The 19,154-nt window shown below is 60.7% G+C and carries 21 protein-coding genes; 12 read left to right on the top strand and 9 right to left on the bottom strand.

The window, feature by feature from the left end; all coding sequences use genetic code 11:
- The first annotated feature begins 168 nt into the window (after positions 1-168).
- The 3 genes from AC0GUR_RS01930 to AC0GUR_RS01920 all read left to right on the top strand — a co-directional run bounded on the left by AC0GUR_RS01930 (position 169) and on the right by AC0GUR_RS01920 (position 2,322).
- Positions 169-630, top strand: coding sequence for a hypothetical protein (locus AC0GUR_RS01930; RefSeq protein ID WP_472875775.1), 462 nt, complete (start codon positions 169-171; stop codon positions 628-630).
- Positions 631-788: 158 nt separating this feature from the next.
- The gene (locus AC0GUR_RS01925; protein WP_472875774.1) at positions 789-1,409 is read left to right on the top strand and encodes a hypothetical protein; all 621 of its coding nucleotides are present in this window, start codon (positions 789-791) and stop codon (positions 1,407-1,409) included.
- Positions 1,410-1,617: 208 nt separating this feature from the next.
- A complete protein-coding gene (locus AC0GUR_RS01920) occupies positions 1,618-2,322 on the top strand; it encodes a DUF899 family protein (protein ID WP_472875773.1) in 705 nt (234 codons plus the stop codon).
- Between the two features lie 51 nt (positions 2,323-2,373).
- Here AC0GUR_RS01920 and AC0GUR_RS01915 read toward each other — a convergent pair whose 3' ends face one another.
- Entirely contained in the window at positions 2,374-2,778 is a 405-nt protein-coding gene (locus AC0GUR_RS01915) for a VOC family protein (RefSeq protein ID WP_472875772.1), read from the bottom strand.
- Between the two features lie 201 nt (positions 2,779-2,979).
- Here AC0GUR_RS01915 and AC0GUR_RS01910 point away from each other — a divergent pair, with 201 nt between their 5' ends.
- Positions 2,980-3,789, top strand: coding sequence for a class I SAM-dependent methyltransferase (locus AC0GUR_RS01910; RefSeq protein ID WP_472875771.1), 810 nt, complete (start codon positions 2,980-2,982; stop codon positions 3,787-3,789).
- A gap of 115 nt (positions 3,790-3,904) precedes the next feature.
- Here AC0GUR_RS01910 and AC0GUR_RS01905 read toward each other — a convergent pair whose 3' ends face one another.
- The 4 genes from AC0GUR_RS01905 to nirK form a co-directional block, all read right to left on the bottom strand.
- Entirely contained in the window at positions 3,905-4,945 is a 1,041-nt protein-coding gene (locus tag AC0GUR_RS01905; protein WP_472875770.1) for a protein kinase family protein, read from the bottom strand.
- A 97-nt stretch (positions 4,946-5,042) separates the two neighbouring features.
- On the bottom strand, positions 5,043-5,609 hold the full coding sequence (locus tag AC0GUR_RS01900; protein ID WP_472875769.1) for an SCO family protein: 567 nt from the start codon (positions 5,607-5,609) through the stop codon (positions 5,043-5,045).
- 10 nt (positions 5,610-5,619) lie between these two features.
- Positions 5,620-6,378 (bottom strand): formylglycine-generating enzyme family protein, encoded by a 759-nt coding sequence (locus tag AC0GUR_RS01895; RefSeq protein ID WP_472875768.1) that lies wholly within the window; start codon positions 6,376-6,378, stop codon positions 5,620-5,622.
- Positions 6,379-6,392: 14 nt separating this feature from the next.
- Positions 6,393-7,910 (bottom strand): copper-containing nitrite reductase, encoded by a 1,518-nt coding sequence (gene nirK / locus AC0GUR_RS01890; RefSeq protein WP_472875767.1) that lies wholly within the window; start codon positions 7,908-7,910, stop codon positions 6,393-6,395.
- 192 nt (positions 7,911-8,102) lie between these two features.
- Between nirK and AC0GUR_RS01885 the strand changes: the two genes are divergently transcribed.
- A complete protein-coding gene (locus tag AC0GUR_RS01885; protein ID WP_472875766.1) occupies positions 8,103-8,945 on the top strand; it encodes a class I SAM-dependent methyltransferase in 843 nt (280 codons plus the stop codon).
- Positions 8,946-9,081: 136 nt separating this feature from the next.
- Positions 9,082-9,363, top strand: coding sequence for a hypothetical protein (locus tag AC0GUR_RS01880; protein WP_472875765.1), 282 nt, complete (start codon positions 9,082-9,084; stop codon positions 9,361-9,363).
- 95 nt (positions 9,364-9,458) lie between these two features.
- Here AC0GUR_RS01880 and AC0GUR_RS01875 read toward each other — a convergent pair whose 3' ends face one another.
- A complete protein-coding gene (locus AC0GUR_RS01875; RefSeq protein ID WP_472875764.1) occupies positions 9,459-9,791 on the bottom strand; it encodes a HigA family addiction module antitoxin in 333 nt (110 codons plus the stop codon).
- A 131-nt stretch (positions 9,792-9,922) separates the two neighbouring features.
- Positions 9,923-10,108 carry a hypothetical protein gene (locus AC0GUR_RS01870; RefSeq protein WP_472875763.1) on the bottom strand — a complete coding sequence of 62 codons (186 nt, stop codon included), beginning with the start codon at positions 10,106-10,108 and terminating at the stop codon, positions 9,923-9,925.
- 859 nt (positions 10,109-10,967) lie between these two features.
- On the opposite strand from AC0GUR_RS01870, the gene AC0GUR_RS01865 reads away from it, so the two are divergent.
- From AC0GUR_RS01865 to AC0GUR_RS01850, 4 genes are all read left to right on the top strand, one after another.
- Entirely contained in the window at positions 10,968-11,885 is a 918-nt protein-coding gene (locus AC0GUR_RS01865) for a LysR family transcriptional regulator (RefSeq protein WP_472875762.1), read from the top strand.
- A 154-nt stretch (positions 11,886-12,039) separates the two neighbouring features.
- On the top strand, positions 12,040-12,804 hold the full coding sequence (locus AC0GUR_RS01860) for an SDR family oxidoreductase (protein ID WP_472875761.1): 765 nt from the start codon (positions 12,040-12,042) through the stop codon (positions 12,802-12,804).
- Positions 12,805-12,894: 90 nt separating this feature from the next.
- On the top strand, positions 12,895-13,815 hold the full coding sequence (locus AC0GUR_RS01855; protein WP_472875760.1) for an alpha/beta fold hydrolase: 921 nt from the start codon (positions 12,895-12,897) through the stop codon (positions 13,813-13,815).
- 131 nt (positions 13,816-13,946) lie between these two features.
- The gene (locus tag AC0GUR_RS01850; RefSeq protein ID WP_472875759.1) at positions 13,947-15,326 is read left to right on the top strand and encodes an Hsp70 family protein; all 1,380 of its coding nucleotides are present in this window, start codon (positions 13,947-13,949) and stop codon (positions 15,324-15,326) included.
- Positions 15,327-15,742: 416 nt separating this feature from the next.
- On the opposite strand, the gene AC0GUR_RS01845 is transcribed toward AC0GUR_RS01850, so the two are convergent.
- The gene (locus tag AC0GUR_RS01845; RefSeq protein ID WP_472875758.1) at positions 15,743-15,967 is read right to left on the bottom strand and encodes a hypothetical protein; all 225 of its coding nucleotides are present in this window, start codon (positions 15,965-15,967) and stop codon (positions 15,743-15,745) included.
- A gap of 467 nt (positions 15,968-16,434) precedes the next feature.
- On the opposite strand from AC0GUR_RS01845, the gene AC0GUR_RS01840 reads away from it, so the two are divergent.
- The gene (locus AC0GUR_RS01840; RefSeq protein WP_472875757.1) at positions 16,435-16,938 is read left to right on the top strand and encodes an SLATT domain-containing protein; all 504 of its coding nucleotides are present in this window, start codon (positions 16,435-16,437) and stop codon (positions 16,936-16,938) included.
- A gap of 186 nt (positions 16,939-17,124) precedes the next feature.
- Here AC0GUR_RS01840 and AC0GUR_RS01835 read toward each other — a convergent pair whose 3' ends face one another.
- Positions 17,125-17,610, bottom strand: a complete 486-nt coding sequence (locus tag AC0GUR_RS01835; protein WP_472875756.1) for a hypothetical protein — start codon at positions 17,608-17,610, stop codon at positions 17,125-17,127.
- 582 nt (positions 17,611-18,192) lie between these two features.
- On the opposite strand from AC0GUR_RS01835, the gene AC0GUR_RS01830 reads away from it, so the two are divergent.
- Positions 18,193-18,645 carry a VOC family protein gene (locus AC0GUR_RS01830; protein WP_472875755.1) on the top strand — a complete coding sequence of 151 codons (453 nt, stop codon included), beginning with the start codon at positions 18,193-18,195 and terminating at the stop codon, positions 18,643-18,645.
- The last annotated feature ends 509 nt before the right edge of the window (positions 18,646-19,154 follow it).

Genomic DNA, 19,154 nt, shown 5'->3' with positions numbered 1-19,154 from the left:
AAGGACGGTACCAGATTGAGTTCCCCTTGGTATCGACGTCGGATGAAGGTCAACCCATTGCCGCTTTTTCGGTGAGGCGTTCTCTCACCATGCGGGAGGCAAGAATCCGCGTCGTGAAAACAGAAGGCAGCGAGTAGCACGCTGCCTTCGCAAAACCATGATCAGCCCATGCCGGAGCCCGTTGAAACCCGGCCCGGCTGGCCGGTAACCGTTGTCAGCTCAACCGCAACTACCGCAACAGCCACCTTCTGCATGTTTGTCCCGGCCCTTGGCCGAAGGGTCGACAACACTGATGTCGATGACGGTCAGATCGGGCTGGGTCTGTCGATAGGTAATCGTGAGACTGTTGCCAAAACGCTCTTGCAACTGGGCAAGCAACGGCAGTGGATTGTGGTCGTTGAAGAAGCGCATGGTTTCGCCAGGCTGCAATGCGCCAAGGGCGCCAAAGATTGCGGCGTGGCGAAAACGGCGGGCAACGCCTCTGGCATCAAAGCAATGAACGCCAGCCTCGGGAATGGTGTCGATGGACATAGCGGTACGGCAGACCTTTCGATGAGGGGGTGGCTCAACGTACGCCCCCACTTATTCAGTGTCGCTGACTTGGGTCAGCAAGTGGCCCGGATGATTTGAATGGGTGAGCGGCTCCCTGCGCATGTCCGTCCGGAACTCCGCCCCTAGGGTCCGGTGCCACCCGAGGCACTGAAGTTTCCCCACCCATCGCCGATATAGCGCATACACCCCGGCGAACGGCCTTGCCAACGCCCGGTACCCTTCATGGTGAGAAACCTATGCTGCAAGCGGCGCCGAACATTGCCTATCTCAAAGCTGCCTGGGCCGCCTTTGCGGGGATTAGCGGCACCAACGCCGGGCAAAGCTACGAGGCCGCCGGGCTCAGCTTCACACGCATCAACCACTCCACCCTGGTGCGCAAGAACGATGTTCAGGTTTCCACTATGCCCGTGCGCTACTCGCGCCACGAGCTGCGCACCGGGTTTCTGGGGCGCATCGAGAATGAAGTGCGCAAGGTAGTCGCCGAGATGGAAGCGGTGCTGCTGCGCGACCTGCACATCCCCTGTGGCCACCAGCTGGTGATTGAACTGGACGAGTGCCTGCGCCTGTTGCGCCGACGCGGTGACCGCTCACTCACCATCCTTGTAAAGCCCAACGAGGCGGAGCCACTCGAAACCACCGCCATGATCGAGATGCGCGTGTTTCTGGATTCACCGCGCGCCTGCGTTTTTGCCTACCTCTCCGATGCACAGGGCACCAGGCGCGTCGACGTGCTGACGCATGCACCGAAACGCGCACGCGTGCCGCGTGCCGTCACTTACGCGGAGCTGGCGCGCCAGATGGTAGCCACGCTCAACGCGGCATTGTCGCCCTATCTCGCTGACCGCCTCGCCGCCTGATCTCGCCACGGTTGATGGCGGCTGACTCGCCGTAGAGAGACGGTGGAGCCCGCCTGCTCCCCCCTGGCGGGGCAAGTCGTCGTGCGTGGAATAGTGTCGAATTCGTTGTTTCCCATTCGTCGTCATGACAAAGCCCCTCGACGCGGCCAGTACAACGCCGTGGGGAGAATGTGATGTGCCCTCTCACCCCTCCGCTGAGATCACCACCATGAACGATGTCGCCCATCTGGTTCCCGCTGCCGAACTCGTGCGCCGCAATGGCATGCGCTTTGCCCGCGAAAGCGACGACTACCGCCGCGCGCGTGATGCCTTGCTTGCCGAGGAAATTGAATTGCGTCGGCATATCGAACGGGTGGCAGAGCAGCGCCGTGCACTGCCGACCGGCCCCACCGTCGAGGGCGATTACCGTTTCATGAGTGAACACGGCCCGGTGGATTTCGCGGGCCTGTTTGGCGACAAGCCAACGCTGGTGACCTACAGCTACATGTTCGGCCCGCAGCGCGAACGCCCCTGCCCCATGTGCACCTCGTTGCTGAGCGCATGGGAGGGTGAGGCGCGCGATATCGAGCAGCGCGTGGCGCTGGCGGTGATTGCGCGGTCGCCCATCGAAAAGCTGGTGTCGTTCAAGCTGGAACGCGGGTGGCGGCATCTCAAGCTGTACTCGGACCTCAACGGTGACTTCAGCCGCGACTACAACGCCATGGATGCCAACGGCGGCGACGAGCCCGCGTTCAATGTATTCACCCGCCGTGATGGCAAGATCCGATTGTTCTGGGCAGGCGAGATGGGTTTCGCAACGGCCGACCCTGGGCAGGATCCGCGCGGCGCCCCGGACCTTATGCCCATCTGGACCATTCTCGACTGCGTACCCGAAGGGCGCGGTACCCACTGGTATCCCAAGCTCGACTATTGAAACGCCGATGCGCGGCGGGCTGTACCAGGCGCAGCCCGCCGCCGATGGTCATCACATCGTCTTCAGACAGTTCACCATCCAGGGCTTGCCGTAACGATCGGTGAGCATGCCGAAACGATGCGCCCAGAAAGTTTCGGCGATGGGCAACTGCACGCTGCCACCATCGGCAAGCGCCTTGAACACGCGGTCTGCCTCCTCTGGCGACGTGACATCCACGTTCACCACACCACGGCTGTCACCCGAGTGCGGCGGACCATCCGCCCCCATCAGGATGCTGTCGGCCGTTTCCAGTTGCGAATGCATCACGCGGCCGTGCGTATCCGGTGGCATGTCGTTGGCCATGGGCGACTCGCCGTAAGTCATGCGCATGGTGATCTTGCCGTTGAGCGCCTTGGCGTAGAAATCGAACGCCTCCCTGCAATTACCGTCGAAACTCAGGTAGGGAATAAACCGCATATGCTTGATCCTCGAGGTGGGGATAACGGATAACCCGTGTCATCCGTGACAACACGCCAGGGATAGCCTTGGCGTGGCAGTTCATGATTACGACGTATAGGCGTCTCATGGATCGACACAGCCCGGCCATTCACCGGCTATTTCTTTCCCGGAGTGGTTTGGGCGTACGCTTAGTGGCATCACCGCCAGGAGGGTTGAACCATGCTCCACTGCACCCGCAAGTCGCTCGCCCTGCTTCCTGCACTGCTTTTGTTCGTCAGCACCGTCTCCGTAGCCGACACGGCGCCTCCGGCCAAGGAGGTTTCGCTGCAGCAGGCCGTGAGCGGCAGCTGGCGTTCAGACGCCCACAAAGCTCGTGACGTTTACCGGCACCCTGTGGAAACGCTGCAGTTCTTTGGCGTCCAGCCGGGCATGACCGTGATCGAGCTGTCGCCGGGTGGCGGCTGGTACACCGAGATACTGGCGCCTTACCTCGCCGCACATGGTCAGTTGATTGAGGCTGCGCCGCCCAAGGCCGAAAAGTTCAACGCGTTGCTCAAAAGCAATCCGGCCGTGTTCGGCCATATCGCCAAAGTCATCCCGTTTTCACCACCCGATCATGTGAATCTGGGGCCCGCCCAATCGGCCGACATGGTGTTGACCTTCCGCAACACGCATGACTGGCTGATCAATAGCCCCGACACCCTCGCTTCCGTGTTCAAGGCGTCCTTCGACGTGCTCAAGCCCGGTGGTGTTCTGGGTATCGAGGAACACCGCGCCAAGCCCTTCTCCGAGGGGCAAGCCACGGCCGGCGCGCTGCATCGCATCTCCGAGGACTACATGATTTCGCAAGCCATCAAGGCCGGCTTCCGCCTGGCGGATGTCTCGCAGATCAATGCCAACCCGAAGGACCCCGAGGACATCAACATCCATCGCCTGCCACCCGACCTTTCCGGCCCTGAGGACGAGCACGCCAAGATGAAGGACATCGGCGAATCCGATCGCATGACCTTGAAGTTCGTCAAACCGTAGCGCGGAGTTTTGTCATTCCACCGCCATTTGCCGGCAAGGCTGCATGGCCTTGCCGGCAATGCTTGGCGCAGACCGGCAACGGTGTATTCACCGTTGATCTATGGCGAGGTACTTCTCAGACCTTTCGCAACGAAATGTCGACAAAGGTTATGGTTTCGGACAGGTAGTCGTACATCGTGTTGCGCGGCTGGACGTCAGCAAGTTCCCAACCGCGTTTCCTCAAGGCACCCTGAGTTTCCTGCAGCGCTTGCTCGTATCGCTCCCGCATGCGCCTCATCACTGCGTCGACGTTGACAGGCGGGGCAGGAACGTCCTCAAAGTCACCTTCTGCGTTGCTGCGGATCAAATAAGGGCGCTCGGGGTTCTTCAGGACTTCTTCCAACTTGTCCACCGAAACGCCCGGTACTAGAGACATCACCACCGCACGCACGTAGCTGTTGAAGTCGAGCATTCGAACGACATGGGGAATGATGTCGCCTTCGCTTTCAAACTGCTGAATCAGGCGGTGCGCTTGCACTTCGTTGCGAAAAGCCCCCTCGTGCTCAGGGGTATCGCCACGGAACACTTTGATGGCAGCCGGTGCACCTGGCTGCCTATTGAGGCCCAAATAGACATTGGCCTCGCTGCCTCTATTCAGGTAGCCGGCGAGTTTCCAGTTGCTGAAGCGACCCGGTATTTGGGCCCCACGAAGGTCCGCCTCCTTGCCATCCCTGCGGTTCTCGTTATCCAGCATCAGGAACTTCCAAACGTCCAATGCTCCGGACAAGTGTCTTGCGCGCACAACTTCCAAGACGCGCTTGATAGGCATCATTGGCATGAATTGCTGGATGAACACGGCCAGTTGATCGATGGTGTCCTTGGCAGGAAGGCCCGCATGAAGGATTGCGGCCCAACCCTCTTCAAGCCCTTGGACTTGGCGTTTCTCCGGGGAGGTTTCTTGATAATCCGGCCCGTTCCTCTGAATCACCACGTGCGCGGGCGATGCCGGGCGTGCCGCACCTCCAAACGCGGCTTTTATGGCTTGCGCTTGCGTGACGATCCGCGGGCTGGTGCCGAAAAGATCAGGGGTTGGGGCTATGTTTCCAGGGGACACACGGTCGGCGGCAGGCCCATGCGCCGGGCGTGTCTGAGTAACGCTGTGGTCTGTGGTTCTCATCGCCCCTTCTCCGCCGCTGTATATGGATGGCAGTCCAAATCGCGCATTGAGCGCGCATGCCAGACGCGAGGTGACAGGTCGCGGGGACAGCTACATGTCACCCCAGGCCCAGCGCTTTGCGCACCGCTTTCACGAACTTAGGATCGAGTCGTCCGATAATGGTGGTGCGGGCGATGATGCGTCCTTCCGGGTCGAGCAGGATCAGCTCGGTGGAGTGATTGAAGTCGCCATCCGGTAGTTGGCGATATTGCAGGCCCAGCAGAGCCGAGAGCGCGCGCACGTCCTGCGGCTCTGCACGCGCCAGTGTCCAGTGAGGCGCATCCAGCTGACGTTTTTCCGCGTACTGATGCAACGCCGTCACGTTGTCGCGAGCGGGGTCGAAACTCACCGCGAGCAGATCCAGCTTGTCGCGCGCGGGCTCTTCCACGGCTTTGCGTGTGGCCTTCATGGTGTCCACGGTCATGGGGCAGACCATGGTGCATGACGTGTAGAACATCGTCATCAACTGCACGCGCCCGCGACGCTCCGGCAAGGTCCAGCTGTGTCCGTCCTGATCGGTGAGCTTGATGCCCAGTTGGTAGATCGAGTCATTGGGCAAGGGCGTTGCCGCACTTGCCGTCCCTGCGAGCATCAGTGAGAGGCAGAACATCCACAGGCGTTTCATGGGGCTTACCTCACTTGGGCCTGGCGCAGCGGAAGCCCATATTGTTGGTGGTGTCCGATGCCTTGAGTGCGGAAAGCATCGCCACACGCATCAGCGTGGCGTAGTTTTCCTTCTGCTGCATGTTGGCGGCACCGGCGCCGCAGAAGCGCAGTTTGTCGGCACCGTCCTGCTCGCGGTTATCGCCGCTGACCAGCAGCGCGTTGAAGTCATCCACCCATTCCCACACGAGGCCGTTGACGTCGCGTACGCCGTACACATTGGGCGCGCCACCAATCGCAGGCAAGGCGGTGTTGGAGGGGCGGCTGTACCAGTTGAGCACGCTATCGCGCCATACCGCATCGCTGCGGGCGTCGGTTCGATGGGCATCGGCAGCCGCGGCGAACTCCCACTCGTACCACGTCGGCAAACGCGCCTGCTCGCTTTGGCAGAACGCCTGCGCAGCAAACCAGCTGACCCGGGTGACGGGTTGTTTTGGCAAGGCATTAGGGCCAAGCGCATCTGCGCTGGCCCACTGCGAGAGGTATTGGCCGTCGGCAAAAATCGGCGCAACACGATCACGCCGCCACTGCGGGTGCGTATTGACGAAGGCGAGAAACTCCGCATTCGTCACCGGCTCGATGCGTAGCTGGAACGGCTTGATCTGCGCGGCCGCGCTTTTGTTGTCAGCCGCAATCACGCTGTCGAAGCTGCCGCCTGGCAGCGGCACGTAGTCCGCTGCCAGCGACGGCACTGCTGCACCTATCCAAATGACCAGCCACAGCCAACGCATGGCACCCTGCCCTGTCAATGCGCTGCTGCCGCAGCAGGCGCGGGCTGCGCACGGATCTTGGCCACATCTTCCTTCTTGATCTGCCCACCCGGGTTACCCCAGCTGTTGAGCACGAAGGTAAGGATGTTGGCCACCTCATCGTCGGTGAGCTGACTCATCGGCGGCATCACCGAATCGTATTCCTTGCCGTTGACGGTCACCTTGCCGGTATGACCGTGCAACGGAATGGCGATGAGCTCGTCCTTGCTCAGCTTGGCCAGAAAGTCGGACTTGGCCAGCGGCGGGAACACGCCCTCAAGACCCTCACCATTGGCCTGATGACACACCGAGCAGGTGCCGGCGAAGAGCTGTTTGCCGGCGGCAATCTGGTCGTCCTTGCTGAGTGTGCCGCTGGCGTGCGCTTCGGCAGCCACCGCCACCGCCTGCAGGTTCGGCCCGGCACGATCGCCCAGGTACACCGAATCCACTTCCTTGCCGGAGTAGATCGCCTTGTTCTCCGGACCATCCACCTTGAGGATGCCCAAGGCGCCCTTGTTGAAGGCGCGCAGGATGGAGTGGTCAACCAACACGTAGCTGCCAGGCACGGGGACGTGGAACTCCGCCATCATCGCGCCACCGGCAGGGATCAACGTGGTCTGCACGTTCTCCTGGGCGTGTTTGCCGCCTTCGTAATAGACCTTGGAGAAAATGGCACCGATCACATGGAAGCTCGACACCAGGTTCGGGCCGCCGTTACCCACGAACAAGCGCACCGATTCGCCGACCTTGGCGGTCAGCGCTTTATCGCCCGTGAGCGAGCCCTCGTGGCCGTTGAACAGCACGTAAGTCGGCTTCTCGTCGATAGCCTTGTCCATGTCGAACGGCTGGTGACCTTTCTCGCGGTATTTGCCCGTGGTGTAGAAGTCGCCCTGCATCACGTAGTACTCGTGATCCACCTTCGGCATGCCTTCCGGCGGCTCGATCAGGATCAGGCCGTACATGCCGTTGGCGATATGCATGCCGACCGGCGCTGTCGCGCAGTGATAGACAAAGATGCCGGAGTTGAGCGCCTTGAAAGTGAACTGGCTTTCATGGCCCGGCGCCGTGAAGCTGGATGCCGCGCCGCCACCCGGCCCCGTCACGCCGTGCAAATCGATGTTGTGCGGCATCTTGCTGTCCGGCGAGTTTTTCAAATGAAACTCGACCGTATCGCCCTGACGCACGCGGATGAAGCTGCCGGGTACCGTGCCGCCGAACGTCCAGTAGGTGTAGGTGACACCTTCGGAGATCTGCATCTCCTTCTCGATCACTTCCAGATCGACAATGACCTTGGCGGGATAATTGCGATGGATCGGCGGCGGCACATTCGGCGGAATGCCAAGCACGGCGTGGATGGGCTCGCCTTGCGGGGGGCCGAAATCACCGGCCACCGACGAAGCCGCCGCCGGAGCGGCAGAACTGTTTGCCGTGTTGGAACCCGCCTGCTTATCGGAGCACGCAGCCAGCACAAGCACGCAGCCGGCCATCAGAACGGTCATCAACTGCCGCTTCATCACGATGCCTCCCCTTGAAGTTTTGATAACACCATCGGCGACACCACCCCCAACCATGCCGACAGCAGGAACGTAATAGCAGATCTAAGTTAAAGTGGCGTGTATTTCGTAAGCAAGCCGTCAGCCCCTGTGGCCCGTCCTGGTCCCGCTTGTACGAGAATTCGCAACCGCCCGTTTCAAGAGATCCCCTTCGTGTCGCATTACCACGGCCCCCTGCTCACCCGCCCTGTTACCGAAACACTGTTGGCCAGGCGCGATGCCGGCGCAAGCGAGTGGACCGGGTCGATGGACCTGGGTCGCACCGACGGCAGCGCGTTGCTGCATGCAGATACCTGGGAGTGGAAGGGACAGCGCTATCCATACCCGGCCAAGCTGAAAGACCGCACGATTTACTACTGGGACGGAGACGAATTCTCGGTGGTATCACGCTTCTCTGGCTCGCTGATCAAGCTGGTGCCCACCGAATGGGGCGCCCCGACCTTCGAGATCGACGGCATCAAGATGCTGCCCACGTCGAAGGAGTCGCCGTTTGAGGACGCGCGCCGCAAAGTGGCACTGGTGGAACCACGCGGCAAGGTGGTGCTTGATACCTGCGGCGGCCTCGGCTACTTCGCTGCGTGCTGCCTGGAGGCTGGCGTAGCGCGCATCCAATCGTTCGAAAAGAACCCCGATGTGCTGTGGCTGCGCACGCTCAACCCGTGGTCGCCGGATCCGGATGCGCCCAGCAGCGGTGGACGCTTGCAACTAACCCATGCCGACGTGTCCGAGGCGATCACCGCGATTCCAGACGCTTCGGCGGATGCGCTGCTGCACGATCCGCCGCGTTTCGGCATCGCCGGCGAGCTCTACTCGCAGGTGTTCTATCACCAGCTGGCCCGCGTGCTACGGCGCGGCGGGCGCCTGTTCCACTACACCGGCAGCCCCAACAAACTGACCAGCGACCGTGACGTGCCACGCGAAGTGGCGAAGCGCCTGGAAATTGCAGGCTTCAAGGCTGAACTTGCGTTGGATGGGGTGCTGGCGGTGCGCCGCTAAAGCACAAGAAAGCCGATCGACCGCGCCAGGGCACAAGACAGGCGACATCAGCGCGGGGCAGCTTTCCAAGCTGTACCGCTTGCAGTCCCCCTGGGCGCCGGGCAAGCTTTGCCGTTTAACCAAACGCGGAGCGGTCATGTCCAAGCAAGAAACCATCATCCAGATCATGCCGGCAACCGGCTGGGTTGCCGTCTACGACGAAGCGAGCGAAGAAACCGCCGAGTCGCTGGTCTGCTTTGCCTTGGTGGAAACCGAAGAGAACGGCAACAAGCGCCGCGACGTGCGCCCGATGCGCGTCGTCGGCAAGGGCATCGGCTTCGCCGATAACGAAGCCAACTTCCAGCGCGTGGAAGAGCTGGCCGAGTTTGAAGAAGACGAGGAAGAAGAAGAGGAAGACGAGGAAGAAGGCGAGGAGTAATCGCCTCCCCCGTACGTCATGTCACTACCGCAGGCGGGATGCAGCTTTGCCCCGCCTGCGATGCCGGGCCACACGATCTCGCCCGATGCCAAGCCTTAGCCCTGCCTACGCCGCGGCTTGTGGGCGGATTCTTGAGCTCGCCTCACACGATCGAGATCGTATCGAGCCTGCAGCACCAGCCAGTACAGCGCACTGGTGCCAAGCACGGCGGCAAGACGTAAGGCCATGTCCAGCGTCATGGGGCTTGTGCGCCGGCCTGAGGCGAGGCCTCTGATACTGGCAGCGGGGATACCCGTCATACGGGCCAGCCGTGCCGCCGACAAGTTACGCGCCTGCAGAAAGTCTTGCCGAAGCACCTCCCCCGGCGAACGTACCGGAAACAGCGGGGATACCTCCAACTGAGGATGGAGCGAAATCAGTGCGGTCATACAGAGAATCCCTGTGTGGGGCACGATGAAACGGAGGATCAGCGCCAATGCTGATCCATGTCCGGATGCGACCTGGCGGTAGGTCGGCTGATGGGCGGGCGATGCCCTGCAGTCACCCACTTTGTGAAGCACTAGCGCTCGGCACGTGACGCGAGCGCACTGGCGTACTGGCTTAGAAAATGGATGGCCGCTGCCAAACCGTCTGCGTTGGCCGAAGTCAGCGGCCAACAGGGCGCCTGAGCTGGGAGCTGGTTAGCGCGAGCACGCGCATAGGCGTCACTATCCGCCAGCAGACCACTGATGGTTTCGATGGCCATCGCAATCCCGGCGGTTTTCGAGCGCCCCCTTTGCCGCACAAGTTCCGCTGCCTCGCGGGAAAGTGGCATCCCGCCAGGAGTGGGAACAAGGGTACTTCCTTCGCAATTCAACCGGCGTGCGAGTGCCGTATGATCTGGCGCAGCCATGATCAACTCCTAGCAAGTTGGTGGTGGTCAGCGGATCGTGTGAGCTGCAACTCACACGATCCGCGCTGCTTCACTGCATCGCTGCAGTGGCCACCGACACGGCCTTCTCGAAGGGCGTGCAGATGACGGCCCGAAACTAGCCAGCGTTCTCATACCTGTCTGTCAGGGGATGCCGCACCGCCCCATGAGCTCCCGGCTCGATTCCGCCCGCGCCCCTTTTGTGCCGATAGCGTGCACGCTCATCGGCGGTACAACGAAGCAACATCAATGGTCGTGGTTCATCTTCTGCTGGCTCTCTTGCATCGTATTTCGCATGAAGGGGATGCCACGCGCGACAAAGTCTCCCATGTTGCCGCCGACCATAGGCAAGCCAGTGGCCGGACTGATGACCGAAATCGTATGGAAGTCCATGCCGCTTTGTCAGAAGTCTGCTGTATGGCGTAGCTCACCAATCCGGCCGGCTGCTCAGCGCGCTCCACGTGAATAAAGGAATGCCGGCCTCGGCCGCCCCGTCCAAAGTCGAAAGTGCGATCGTCACGGACATGGCCAATGAGGCCTTCGCCCTACGAAGCAATCAAGTCGGTATCAGCAAAGCCCTCTCGAACGGGATGTGCCCATCGGGATCGATGGCAGCCGGTAAGCGCCGGATGCTGTTGCCCGAAACAGAAACGCCCTACCATGCTTTGGACACCATCGTTCGAAAGGATCACGCATGTTGTCCGAGGACGAATTGGCCCTGCTTGAAGCTATCCGCGATAGCGGAAGCCTCTCCGCCGCTGCCGCCCGCCTTGGCAAAGCGCCATCGACCATCTCGCATGCGGCGCGTCAGCTGGAGGCACGTTTCGATGCCCTGCTGTTCGACCGGCGCCGCTACCGTTTGCAACTGACACCTGCCGGTCAGCTGCTGACGCAGGAGGCCGCACGGCTCAGTATGGACGTTGCTCGTTTGACTCAACGCGTCAAGCAGGTAGCCAACGGCTGGGAGGACCGGCTGTGGATCGTGACGGACGAAATTATCGAGTATGAGTTACTGATACCGCTCATTCGATCTTTTGATGCCCTGCGCTCCGGCGTTGCACTGCGCATCACGCATGAAGTGTTGGGCGGCACGTGGGAGGCACTACGCGACGGCCGCGCGGACCTGGTGATCGGTGCGACCAACGAACCACCCTCCACCCCTCATTTGCGCTGGTTTGAACTGGGCGTCATGGAATGGGTATTCGCCGTCTCGCCGCGTCATCCACTGGCCAAGGTCAAAGAGCCGCTGACGCGCGACGTCATCGCCGCGCACCGCTCCGTGGTGGTGGCGGATACATCGCATCGGAATGCGGGCCGCGCCTACGGGGTTCTTGGTGGGCAGGCAACACTGGCCGTACCGAGCATGCGAGCCAAGGCTTTGAGTCAGCGTGACGGGCTCGGTGTTGGTTGGCTGCCTCGCCAGCGCGTGAGCGCGATGCTCAGCAGCGGAGAACTGGTGCAGCGTCGCGTCACCGACCCACGCGAACCGAACGTGCTCTATGTCGCCTGGCGTAGTGATCAGGAAGGACGCGCATTGACGTGGTGGCTGGAGCAATTGCGACAACCGCGACTGGCAAAGCGTTTCATCCAGGGGAGAAATATTGTCGAGTAGGCAGGCGGGGCTACTCCTCACCACCACCGCCAACATGTTCGAAGACTTCGAACATGTTCTCCAACCCCGTGGTACGTCATTCCTGTAGCCCAGGTTCAAGGTATGTCCATCAGATGCCGCCGGCATTTGTACTAACCCTTCTGGAGATACTCAAATGACGCGTTTAATCAACAAAGTGGCCTTGGTGACCGGTGCCAGCTCCGGGATTGGCCGGGCTACCGCGAAGCTCTTCGCGAACGAAGGTGCCAAGGTTGTGGTGGGTGCACGCCGTGAAGCCGAGCTCAATGCCCTGGTGAAGGAGATTGAAGCAGCTGGCGGTGTTGCGGTGGCGCTGGCGGGCGACGTCCGTTCCGAGGCTTACGCCAAGGCGCTGGTCGATCTTGCGGTCAGCAAGTTTGGCCGTCTGGACGTGGCATTCAACAACGCCGGCACGCTGGGCGAAGGCGGCGCGAGCACCGAGGTCAGCGAAAACGGTTGGAACGAAACATTGGCCATCAACCTTACGGGACCGTTCCTTGGAGCCAAGCACCAGATTGCCCAGATGCTCAAGAATGGCGGAGGCTCGGTGATCTTCACCTCCACTTTTATCGGTTACTCATTCTCCTTCCCTGGCGTAGCTGCTTACGCAGCAAGCAAGGCGGGCCTGATCGGCCTCACGCAGGCGCTGGCCGCAGAATTTGGCCCGCAAGGGGTGCGAGTGAACGCCGTACTTCCCGGTGCCGTCGATACCGAAATGTACCGGGACAAGAACAACTCGGCCGAATCCCAGTCATTCATCACCAACCTGCATGCTCTCAAGCGCGTTGCCACGCCGGAGGAGCTCGCTCGCTCCGTGCTTTATCTGGCTTCGGACGATTCAGCGTTTGTCACCGGCACCGCATCGCTGGTCGATGGCGGCATCTCGATCACGCGGACCTGACACGTTGCCCTGTGAACTGTCCCCTGGCCACCTAGCCGCGCCAGGGGACCCGCTCCACCACCGCGTGACACCTTTCCAGGAGTCCACCTCATGACCCGTTTCCTCTTCGGTGCCGCGTTGTTCATGGCGCTCAGTCTCCCTGCCATGGCCGACGTCAAACCGTTCCCATCGACGTTCCGAACCCAGGACATCCAGACCGACGGCGCCACCATTCACGTGCGCGTCGGCGGCAAAGGTCCTGCCGTGGTGTTGCTGCATGGCTTTGGCGATACCGGTGACATGTGGGCGCCACTGGCGGCTAACCTCGCCCGAGACCACACCGTGGTGGTGCCCGACTTGCGCGGCATGGGTCTCTCATCACACCCGGAAAGCGGCTATGACAAGAAAACGCAGGCCGCCGACATTCGTGCCGTTCTCACCAGCCTCGGCATCGACCATGCCATCGTCGTGGGCCACGACATAGGCACCATGGTGGCCTACGCCTATGCCGCCCGTTACCCGGACAAGACCGATCGCCTGATTGTGATGGATGCGCCCGTGCCCGGCATCCCTCCGTGGGATCAGATCGTACGCTTGCCTGCGCTCTGGCACTTCGACCTTGGCGGACCCGACATGGAACGCCTGGTCGCTGGCCGTGAACGCATCTATCTCGACCGCTTCTGGAACGATTTTGCGGGCGATCCCAAGAAGATCGATGAGGCATCGCGTAACCACTACGCTGAACTCTACGCTCGCCCCGGCGCCATCCATGCTTCATTCGCCCAGTTTCGCTCCATTCGACAAGACGCCGATGACAACAAGGCGGGCATGGGCAAGAAGCTCACCATGCCGGTACTCGCCATCGGCGGGGAGAAGTCGTTTGGCGCCAATGAGGCCGTGGTCATGCGCAATGCGGCGGACAACGTCACTGGACTGGTCGTCCCCCACGCGGGGCATTGGCTGATGGAAGAAGCGCCTGACACCACCATCGCCGCCGTGCGTGATTTCGTGGATGGCAAAGCCCCGAAGTAAAGCGCGCCGCCCTGCCCTTCGGGCCCAGGATCGCCTCCCAGGGCTAGCCAAGCCCCGGGAGGCGTCTTTTCAGGCAGGCGACGACGGGACCTGAGATAATGGTCGATTGCCCATTCAGGCTCGGCCTCTATATGCACATCGGAATCGACTTCGGCACCAGCTATTCGGCAGCGGCGGCCATCATCGATGGTGAACTCACCCTGGTCCGTTTTGGCGCGGCCGAGCAGTTCCGCACCGCCGTGTATTTTCCGGAACTGGTGCCCGACCCGAATGACTTCGAGCTGACGCCCGAGCTGGAAGCCCAGCTGGAAACGCATATCCGTTCGGCGCGCAACGAGTTGCGCCGACAGGCAGCAGCTGGCGTGACGGTTTCGCGCTCCGACGAAGAACTGCGCCGTGACGCTTTGCGCGTGGTGCGCCGTCAATGGATGGAAGAACAGGCGCGCGCTGCTACGAGCTCCGTCGCCAGCTTTCAGCATGCCTTGTTCGGCGAAGAGGCGGTGGAAGGCTATCTGGAAAGCGGCGGCGGCAACCTCATCGAGTCGCCCAAGTCGATGTTTGGCTATCGGCTGGATCCGCAGGTGCGCAAGGTGATCGTGCATATCGCCACGCACATCCTCGAACACATTCGCCTCACGGCAAGCCGTCAGTTCGGCGAACCGGTGCGTGGCGCCGTAATCGGCCGGCCTGTGGAGTTTCGCAGTTCGATGGGTGCAGCAGGCTCGGAGCAGGCCATCGAGATTCTGCGTGAAGCAGCTGGTGCTGCAGGCTTCGACGAAGTGAGCTTTCTGGAGGAGCCCGCAGCTGCGGCCATGCACTACCACAAGAGCCTTGCCGACAGGCAGCACGCGCTGATCGTGGACATCGGCGGCGGCACCACCGACGTGACGCACGCGGAGCTAGGCGGCGAGTCATCGCCACTGATCGCGCGCAACTGGGGTTTGCCCAAGGGCGGAACGGACCTTGACGTGGGTATAAGCCTGCACAGCTTCATGCCGCTGATGGGTAAGGACATCGTGCGCGTGCCACAGCATCAGTATGTGGAAGCCGCCAGCGTGCACAACCTGCCCAAGCAACGCGAATTCCGCAAACAGAACTATCGCCTGGTTGCCGCGCCGTACGGCCCGCGCCTGCGCGCCCTGCAAGAGCTAGGCGCCACCACGCGCCTCAATCAGACCGCCGAGCGCACCAAGATCACGCTGAGCGCAAACATCACCCACCGCGCGGAACTGGAATTCATCGAGCACGGCCTGATCGTGGATGCGAGCCGAGACGATCTGGACGTCGCGATCGAACCGTTCCTCGCCCAATTGGAACGCACCTTGTCCACCGTACGCGCCGATCTGGCGGACCTGCCCGCCAGCGTCTTCCTCACCGGAGGCACGTCTCGCTCACCCCAGGTGAAGGCACGGGTTGGCGCATGCTTTCCGGAGATCCCCCTGGTACATGGCGACCCCTCGCTGGGTGTGGTGTCAGGCTTGGCGGTGGCAGCCAACGAGGCCAGTCGCTGACCTCGACGGCGGATCCCGGTCGGTCGGAACATGCATTCCGACGAGCGCTGCGCACCCTCCCTGCCGCTGATCAGCGGTAAGTTACCCGCTGCGGTCAGGGTACTCCTCTATATGGCCGGCAGGCCCGCCTCCGACCCGAAGTGGACCCAGTCGACGGAGAGATAATCGCCGCAATTCAGGGTCTCTTTTTCAGGGGTATAGGGATGAACCCGACTCGTCTTCTACTGTTGGCCGCCGCCACTGGTGTGCTGTTCGCCAGCGGCGTTGCCGCTGGCGACGAAAAGCCAAGTTGGAATAGTGTCACCTATATGAGTGCGTGGGGGCCCTGTGCGCAAAATGCGATGTGTTGCCTTGACCGGTTGAAACGGCAACCCGAAGCGGGCGTGACAGGAAAGTCTGAGGGTGGGGCCGAAGCCTTATTCGGTGTTGGGTTTTGCCGTGCCGAGGCCACTGTCGACCTGGTGATTTTCGCTGTTGCCGTCATCGTCGCACGTGCCACCCGGAGCTCCTTGGCCGACCACGTAATGGGGTGTTTCCCCTGATTCTGCATGCTGCTGCCCGGCACGTGCGGGGCCTTGGCCTTTTGCAGCTTGACCTCTCGCTTTTGCGTCGGAATCGCCTTTCACTTTGTGACCGGTCATCGTTGCTCTCCCGAATGCATGAGCCTGGCGCCAATCGCTCTCGCATTATCTGTCGGCAATACGAAGCGCGCTGATAAGTTTCGGTGAAGGAGTGAGAACGTAGGTCACTATCGTGGTAGCACGATGTGCAGCCTCATGCTTGGCCGAAGAATGGATAGCGTGCGCGTTGAGGTCGGCAGTCTTCCAGAACCGGGAACGTCGGGTTCTTGCGTCCACGTCCGACCCGAAGCGGACCCAAAAGGCGACGTGGGCCCGAGTTCAGTTCTTCGGCATAAGCGAGAAGTCCCGCCGACCCCAGCTTGGGCATGCGCTCCACCCATTGATATAGCCATACTGCCGGTGTGATTCCGTCCCCAACTGGCATAAAAACCACCATTGGCAATCAGACAAGAACGACCCATCAATCTGCTTTCCTCGGGATGCTCCGTGCGCGCCATGGAACGCCCTTGACGCGGAGGTGGACGGCCATGAATTCTGCCGAAATTGGCCATGTCGCGCTTGGCAAAGTCGAAAAAGCGAAAGGAAAAGCAGGCCTCCTGCTGGAGTTGCTTGACAGTCGAATTCGATCCTTTCAAAAGCGCAGAGAGAAGAATCGAGCGCTTTCGTTCAAATTGAAGATGACCGGTACTGTCCTCAGCGCCCTGACGACGGTGCTACTTGGCCTAAGAATCAATAGCGAGTTAGTCGAGCCTGTCCTAAAGAAAGTGGCGCTATGCATGAGCGCGTTCGTGACCGTGTTCACTACATGGGATTCCTTCTTCGTCCATCGATCACTTTGGATCCGATACACGAAGGCAAGATCTCAACTTCTCGCGGTCAAGGCCGAACTTCTCTACCTCCAAGCCGGATCGACGAACCCACTGCCTGACGACAGGGTGGATGCCCCGTTTCGTCAGTACCAAAACATCTTGGAAGAAACGAGTTCTTCGTGGCTAAAAGTGCGAAGTGATGGACTACAGACAAAACCATAAAAATCGTGTGTCCACTTTTGACCCGACGCGACTCATTCCTCAGGCGTGTTCACGGCTAGGCCTGCCGCCAACGTGGCGGAAACTTTCCAATGCGATGGCACGCTGACACAGCGCGTCTGACTCTGGTCTCTTTCATCCCTCGCTTCCGGCAAAAAAAGCCCCGCCGGAGCGGGGCTGCTTGTTTCACTATTTCCGCGCTGGGGGTTGCATAGGCTTTGGCGCAAAGGAGACCTGCACCTGTTGTTGGGGGTTCTCCCATTCCGTGTAATAGCCGAACTCCTGATGTCCATTGTCCCAGGTGATCCGAACCGGACACTGCAGCATGTGGAGTTCCGGCTCCTGACCAGCAGCCGGGGCATAAGTCACGCGCTTGGCATCCGTTAGAAATTCAACATTGGATACGGTTGCGACACTCCCTCCATGATGGACCATGCGAGGTAGCTGATGCTCTATCCGCTCACTCATATCGTAAGTGTTGCAGCGGCTGGGAATTCCATCGGCCGCTTTCGTACTTGCCCCTTGAGCCTCAGCAGCCTGTTGGGATGGTGATCCTTGGGCAGCAGCCAGCGAAGACATGCCCATGGCGAACACCATCGCCATCGTTAGCATGCCGATCTGCTTGCAGTCTTTGGTCCCAGTCTTTTTAGCAGGCGAGATTTGTCCGCAATCCACTTCGTCCTCCTACGGCGAATGCGCCACGTGTGACAAGTTAGACAACGTCATGAGCCGCCTGGTAGAGGAAACCGCCGGTATCAGCGAAGCCTCTCGCAGCCCGTTCTCCATGGGCGCGTTTATCTCGCGGCGCCCAAAGCTTTCAATGGTTCGGCAGCTTAGTCCTGTTCCACACGCGTCGCTTGGCTCTGTTCCCAAGCCGGCTTCATGATCATTTCACCCCACACTGGCAAATGGACCGCCATATCGAAATGTGCGCAGCCACACCAAAGCAGATCAACATCATCTTCCAGACGGGAGACCACACGGAAAGGGCGTGATGCGCCGTCGGGGTGTTGTTGGTCGAGAGAATCAAGCTGATCGCCTCGGGTTACATGTCACCAAGGGGAGAAGATGCGTGGTCCAGATTGTCTTTCCTGCCCGGATGCGTTCTAACAAGGTACGCAGCCACCTATCCGTGGGTAATAAATGCGAAAATCGGCCGTCGCGCAAGTGTGCACATTCGACTCGAAATGGACTTTACCGAGAGCGCAACAATTTGCGCGCAAGATATGGCGAACCACGCAAACTGAGAGAACTTGGATGAAGCGGCGATGGATTTTCCTGCTATGTCTAACCGTGCTTTCCTTTGCCGACCTGGCGACGGCCGCGTCCGCGCCGCCAGCCGGACACATCACCGGTGTCGGCGGAATTTTTTTCAAAGCCAAAGACCCCAAGGCTCTCGCGGCATGGTATCGCGATGTTCTTGGCATGCCGGTGGAGGTCTGGGGAGGCGCAGCTCTTCGCTATGACGCGCCAAAGCACCCTCCCGCGCTGGCATGGAATGCGTTTCCCGCGACCACGAATTACTTCGCGCCATCGACGAGTGGATGGATGATCGACTACGCCGTGGATGATATGGATGCGTTGCTCGTGCGTTTGCGAGCCAAGGGTGTCCCGGTTCTAAAGCGTGACGACAGCGACCCAAACGGTCGCTTTGCCTGGATTTTGGATCCTGAGGGAAACAAGGTCGAGCTTTGGGAACCCAAGCGCTAATTTCGCACTGAGTTTGAGCATGGGTGTTGGCTTCCCCACCGCTCCCGCCTTTTGGCGGAAGTAAGTCGTGCCCCATGGGTGAAGGGTAAAAACGCTGGCTCTGGCGCTGCTGCCACAGAAGCCACGGTGAATTCCTGACCGAAACCGACATCATGGATGGGGTCCAGATCCTGGTAACCATCATCATTCAACATCGCCTGTGTGCTTGCAGAGCGTCGGTTACGCATGCCCACGGTGCACCGATTCACTACGTCTTCGATGACCGTCGCATCACGGGTCAGAGCGATTCGCTTCCGAAGGTCAGCGGCTACCGGACAAGTAGGTTGGGTGTCGGCATGGTGTAACGAGGTTTGCTAGTGGCGCAAAACGTTTGCTGAGCCGTGAGAAACCGAAGCATCGGCAGATGCCGGCGTGAAGAAGACATGAAGACGGCGCGATAGGACGGAGCTCTGGCCGCGCGTCGTCAAAGACACCGCGCCCACCTTTCACCTGTCATCCTCTGCCGTGCG

It is taken from the genome of Dyella sp. PARNA 12/25 (assembly GCF_055702865.1).
Note: the sequence above shows the minus strand (reverse complement) of the source record. Positions and strands in the feature narration are given on the sequence as shown.

Bases quoted from the DNA above. Each gene is read 5' to 3' on its own strand.
- AC0GUR_RS01855 (WP_472875760.1), top strand. From the start codon at position 12,895: ATGACCCGTTTCCTCTTCGGTGCCGCGTTGTTCATGGCGCTCAGTCTC.
- AC0GUR_RS01845 (WP_472875758.1), bottom strand. From the start codon at position 15,967: ATGACCGGTCACAAAGTGAAAGGCGATTCCGACGCAAAAGCGAGAGGT.
- AC0GUR_RS01850 (WP_472875759.1), top strand. From the start codon at position 13,947: ATGCACATCGGAATCGACTTCGGCACCAGCTATTCGGCAGCGGCGGCC.
- AC0GUR_RS01915 (WP_472875772.1), bottom strand. From the start codon at position 2,778: ATGCGGTTTATTCCCTACCTGAGTTTCGACGGTAATTGCAGGGAGGCG.
- AC0GUR_RS01920 (WP_472875773.1), top strand. From the start codon at position 1,618: ATGAACGATGTCGCCCATCTGGTTCCCGCTGCCGAACTCGTGCGCCGC.
- AC0GUR_RS01870 (WP_472875763.1), bottom strand. From the start codon at position 10,108: ATGGCCATCGAAACCATCAGTGGTCTGCTGGCGGATAGTGACGCCTAT.
- AC0GUR_RS01900 (WP_472875769.1), bottom strand. From the start codon at position 5,609: ATGAAACGCCTGTGGATGTTCTGCCTCTCACTGATGCTCGCAGGGACG.
- AC0GUR_RS01860 (WP_472875761.1), top strand. From the start codon at position 12,040: ATGACGCGTTTAATCAACAAAGTGGCCTTGGTGACCGGTGCCAGCTCC.
- AC0GUR_RS01875 (WP_472875764.1), bottom strand. From the start codon at position 9,791: ATGACCGCACTGATTTCGCTCCATCCTCAGTTGGAGGTATCCCCGCTG.
- AC0GUR_RS01925 (WP_472875774.1), top strand. From the start codon at position 789: ATGCTGCAAGCGGCGCCGAACATTGCCTATCTCAAAGCTGCCTGGGCC.
- AC0GUR_RS01905 (WP_472875770.1), bottom strand. From the start codon at position 4,945: ATGAGAACCACAGACCACAGCGTTACTCAGACACGCCCGGCGCATGGG.
- AC0GUR_RS01830 (WP_472875755.1), top strand. From the start codon at position 18,193: ATGAAGCGGCGATGGATTTTCCTGCTATGTCTAACCGTGCTTTCCTTT.
- AC0GUR_RS01910 (WP_472875771.1), top strand. From the start codon at position 2,980: ATGCTCCACTGCACCCGCAAGTCGCTCGCCCTGCTTCCTGCACTGCTT.
- AC0GUR_RS01865 (WP_472875762.1), top strand. From the start codon at position 10,968: ATGTTGTCCGAGGACGAATTGGCCCTGCTTGAAGCTATCCGCGATAGC.
- AC0GUR_RS01880 (WP_472875765.1), top strand. From the start codon at position 9,082: ATGTCCAAGCAAGAAACCATCATCCAGATCATGCCGGCAACCGGCTGG.
- nirK (WP_472875767.1), bottom strand. From the start codon at position 7,910: ATGAAGCGGCAGTTGATGACCGTTCTGATGGCCGGCTGCGTGCTTGTG.
- AC0GUR_RS01930 (WP_472875775.1), top strand. From the start codon at position 169: ATGCCGGAGCCCGTTGAAACCCGGCCCGGCTGGCCGGTAACCGTTGTC.
- AC0GUR_RS01895 (WP_472875768.1), bottom strand. From the start codon at position 6,378: ATGCGTTGGCTGTGGCTGGTCATTTGGATAGGTGCAGCAGTGCCGTCG.
- AC0GUR_RS01840 (WP_472875757.1), top strand. From the start codon at position 16,435: ATGAATTCTGCCGAAATTGGCCATGTCGCGCTTGGCAAAGTCGAAAAA.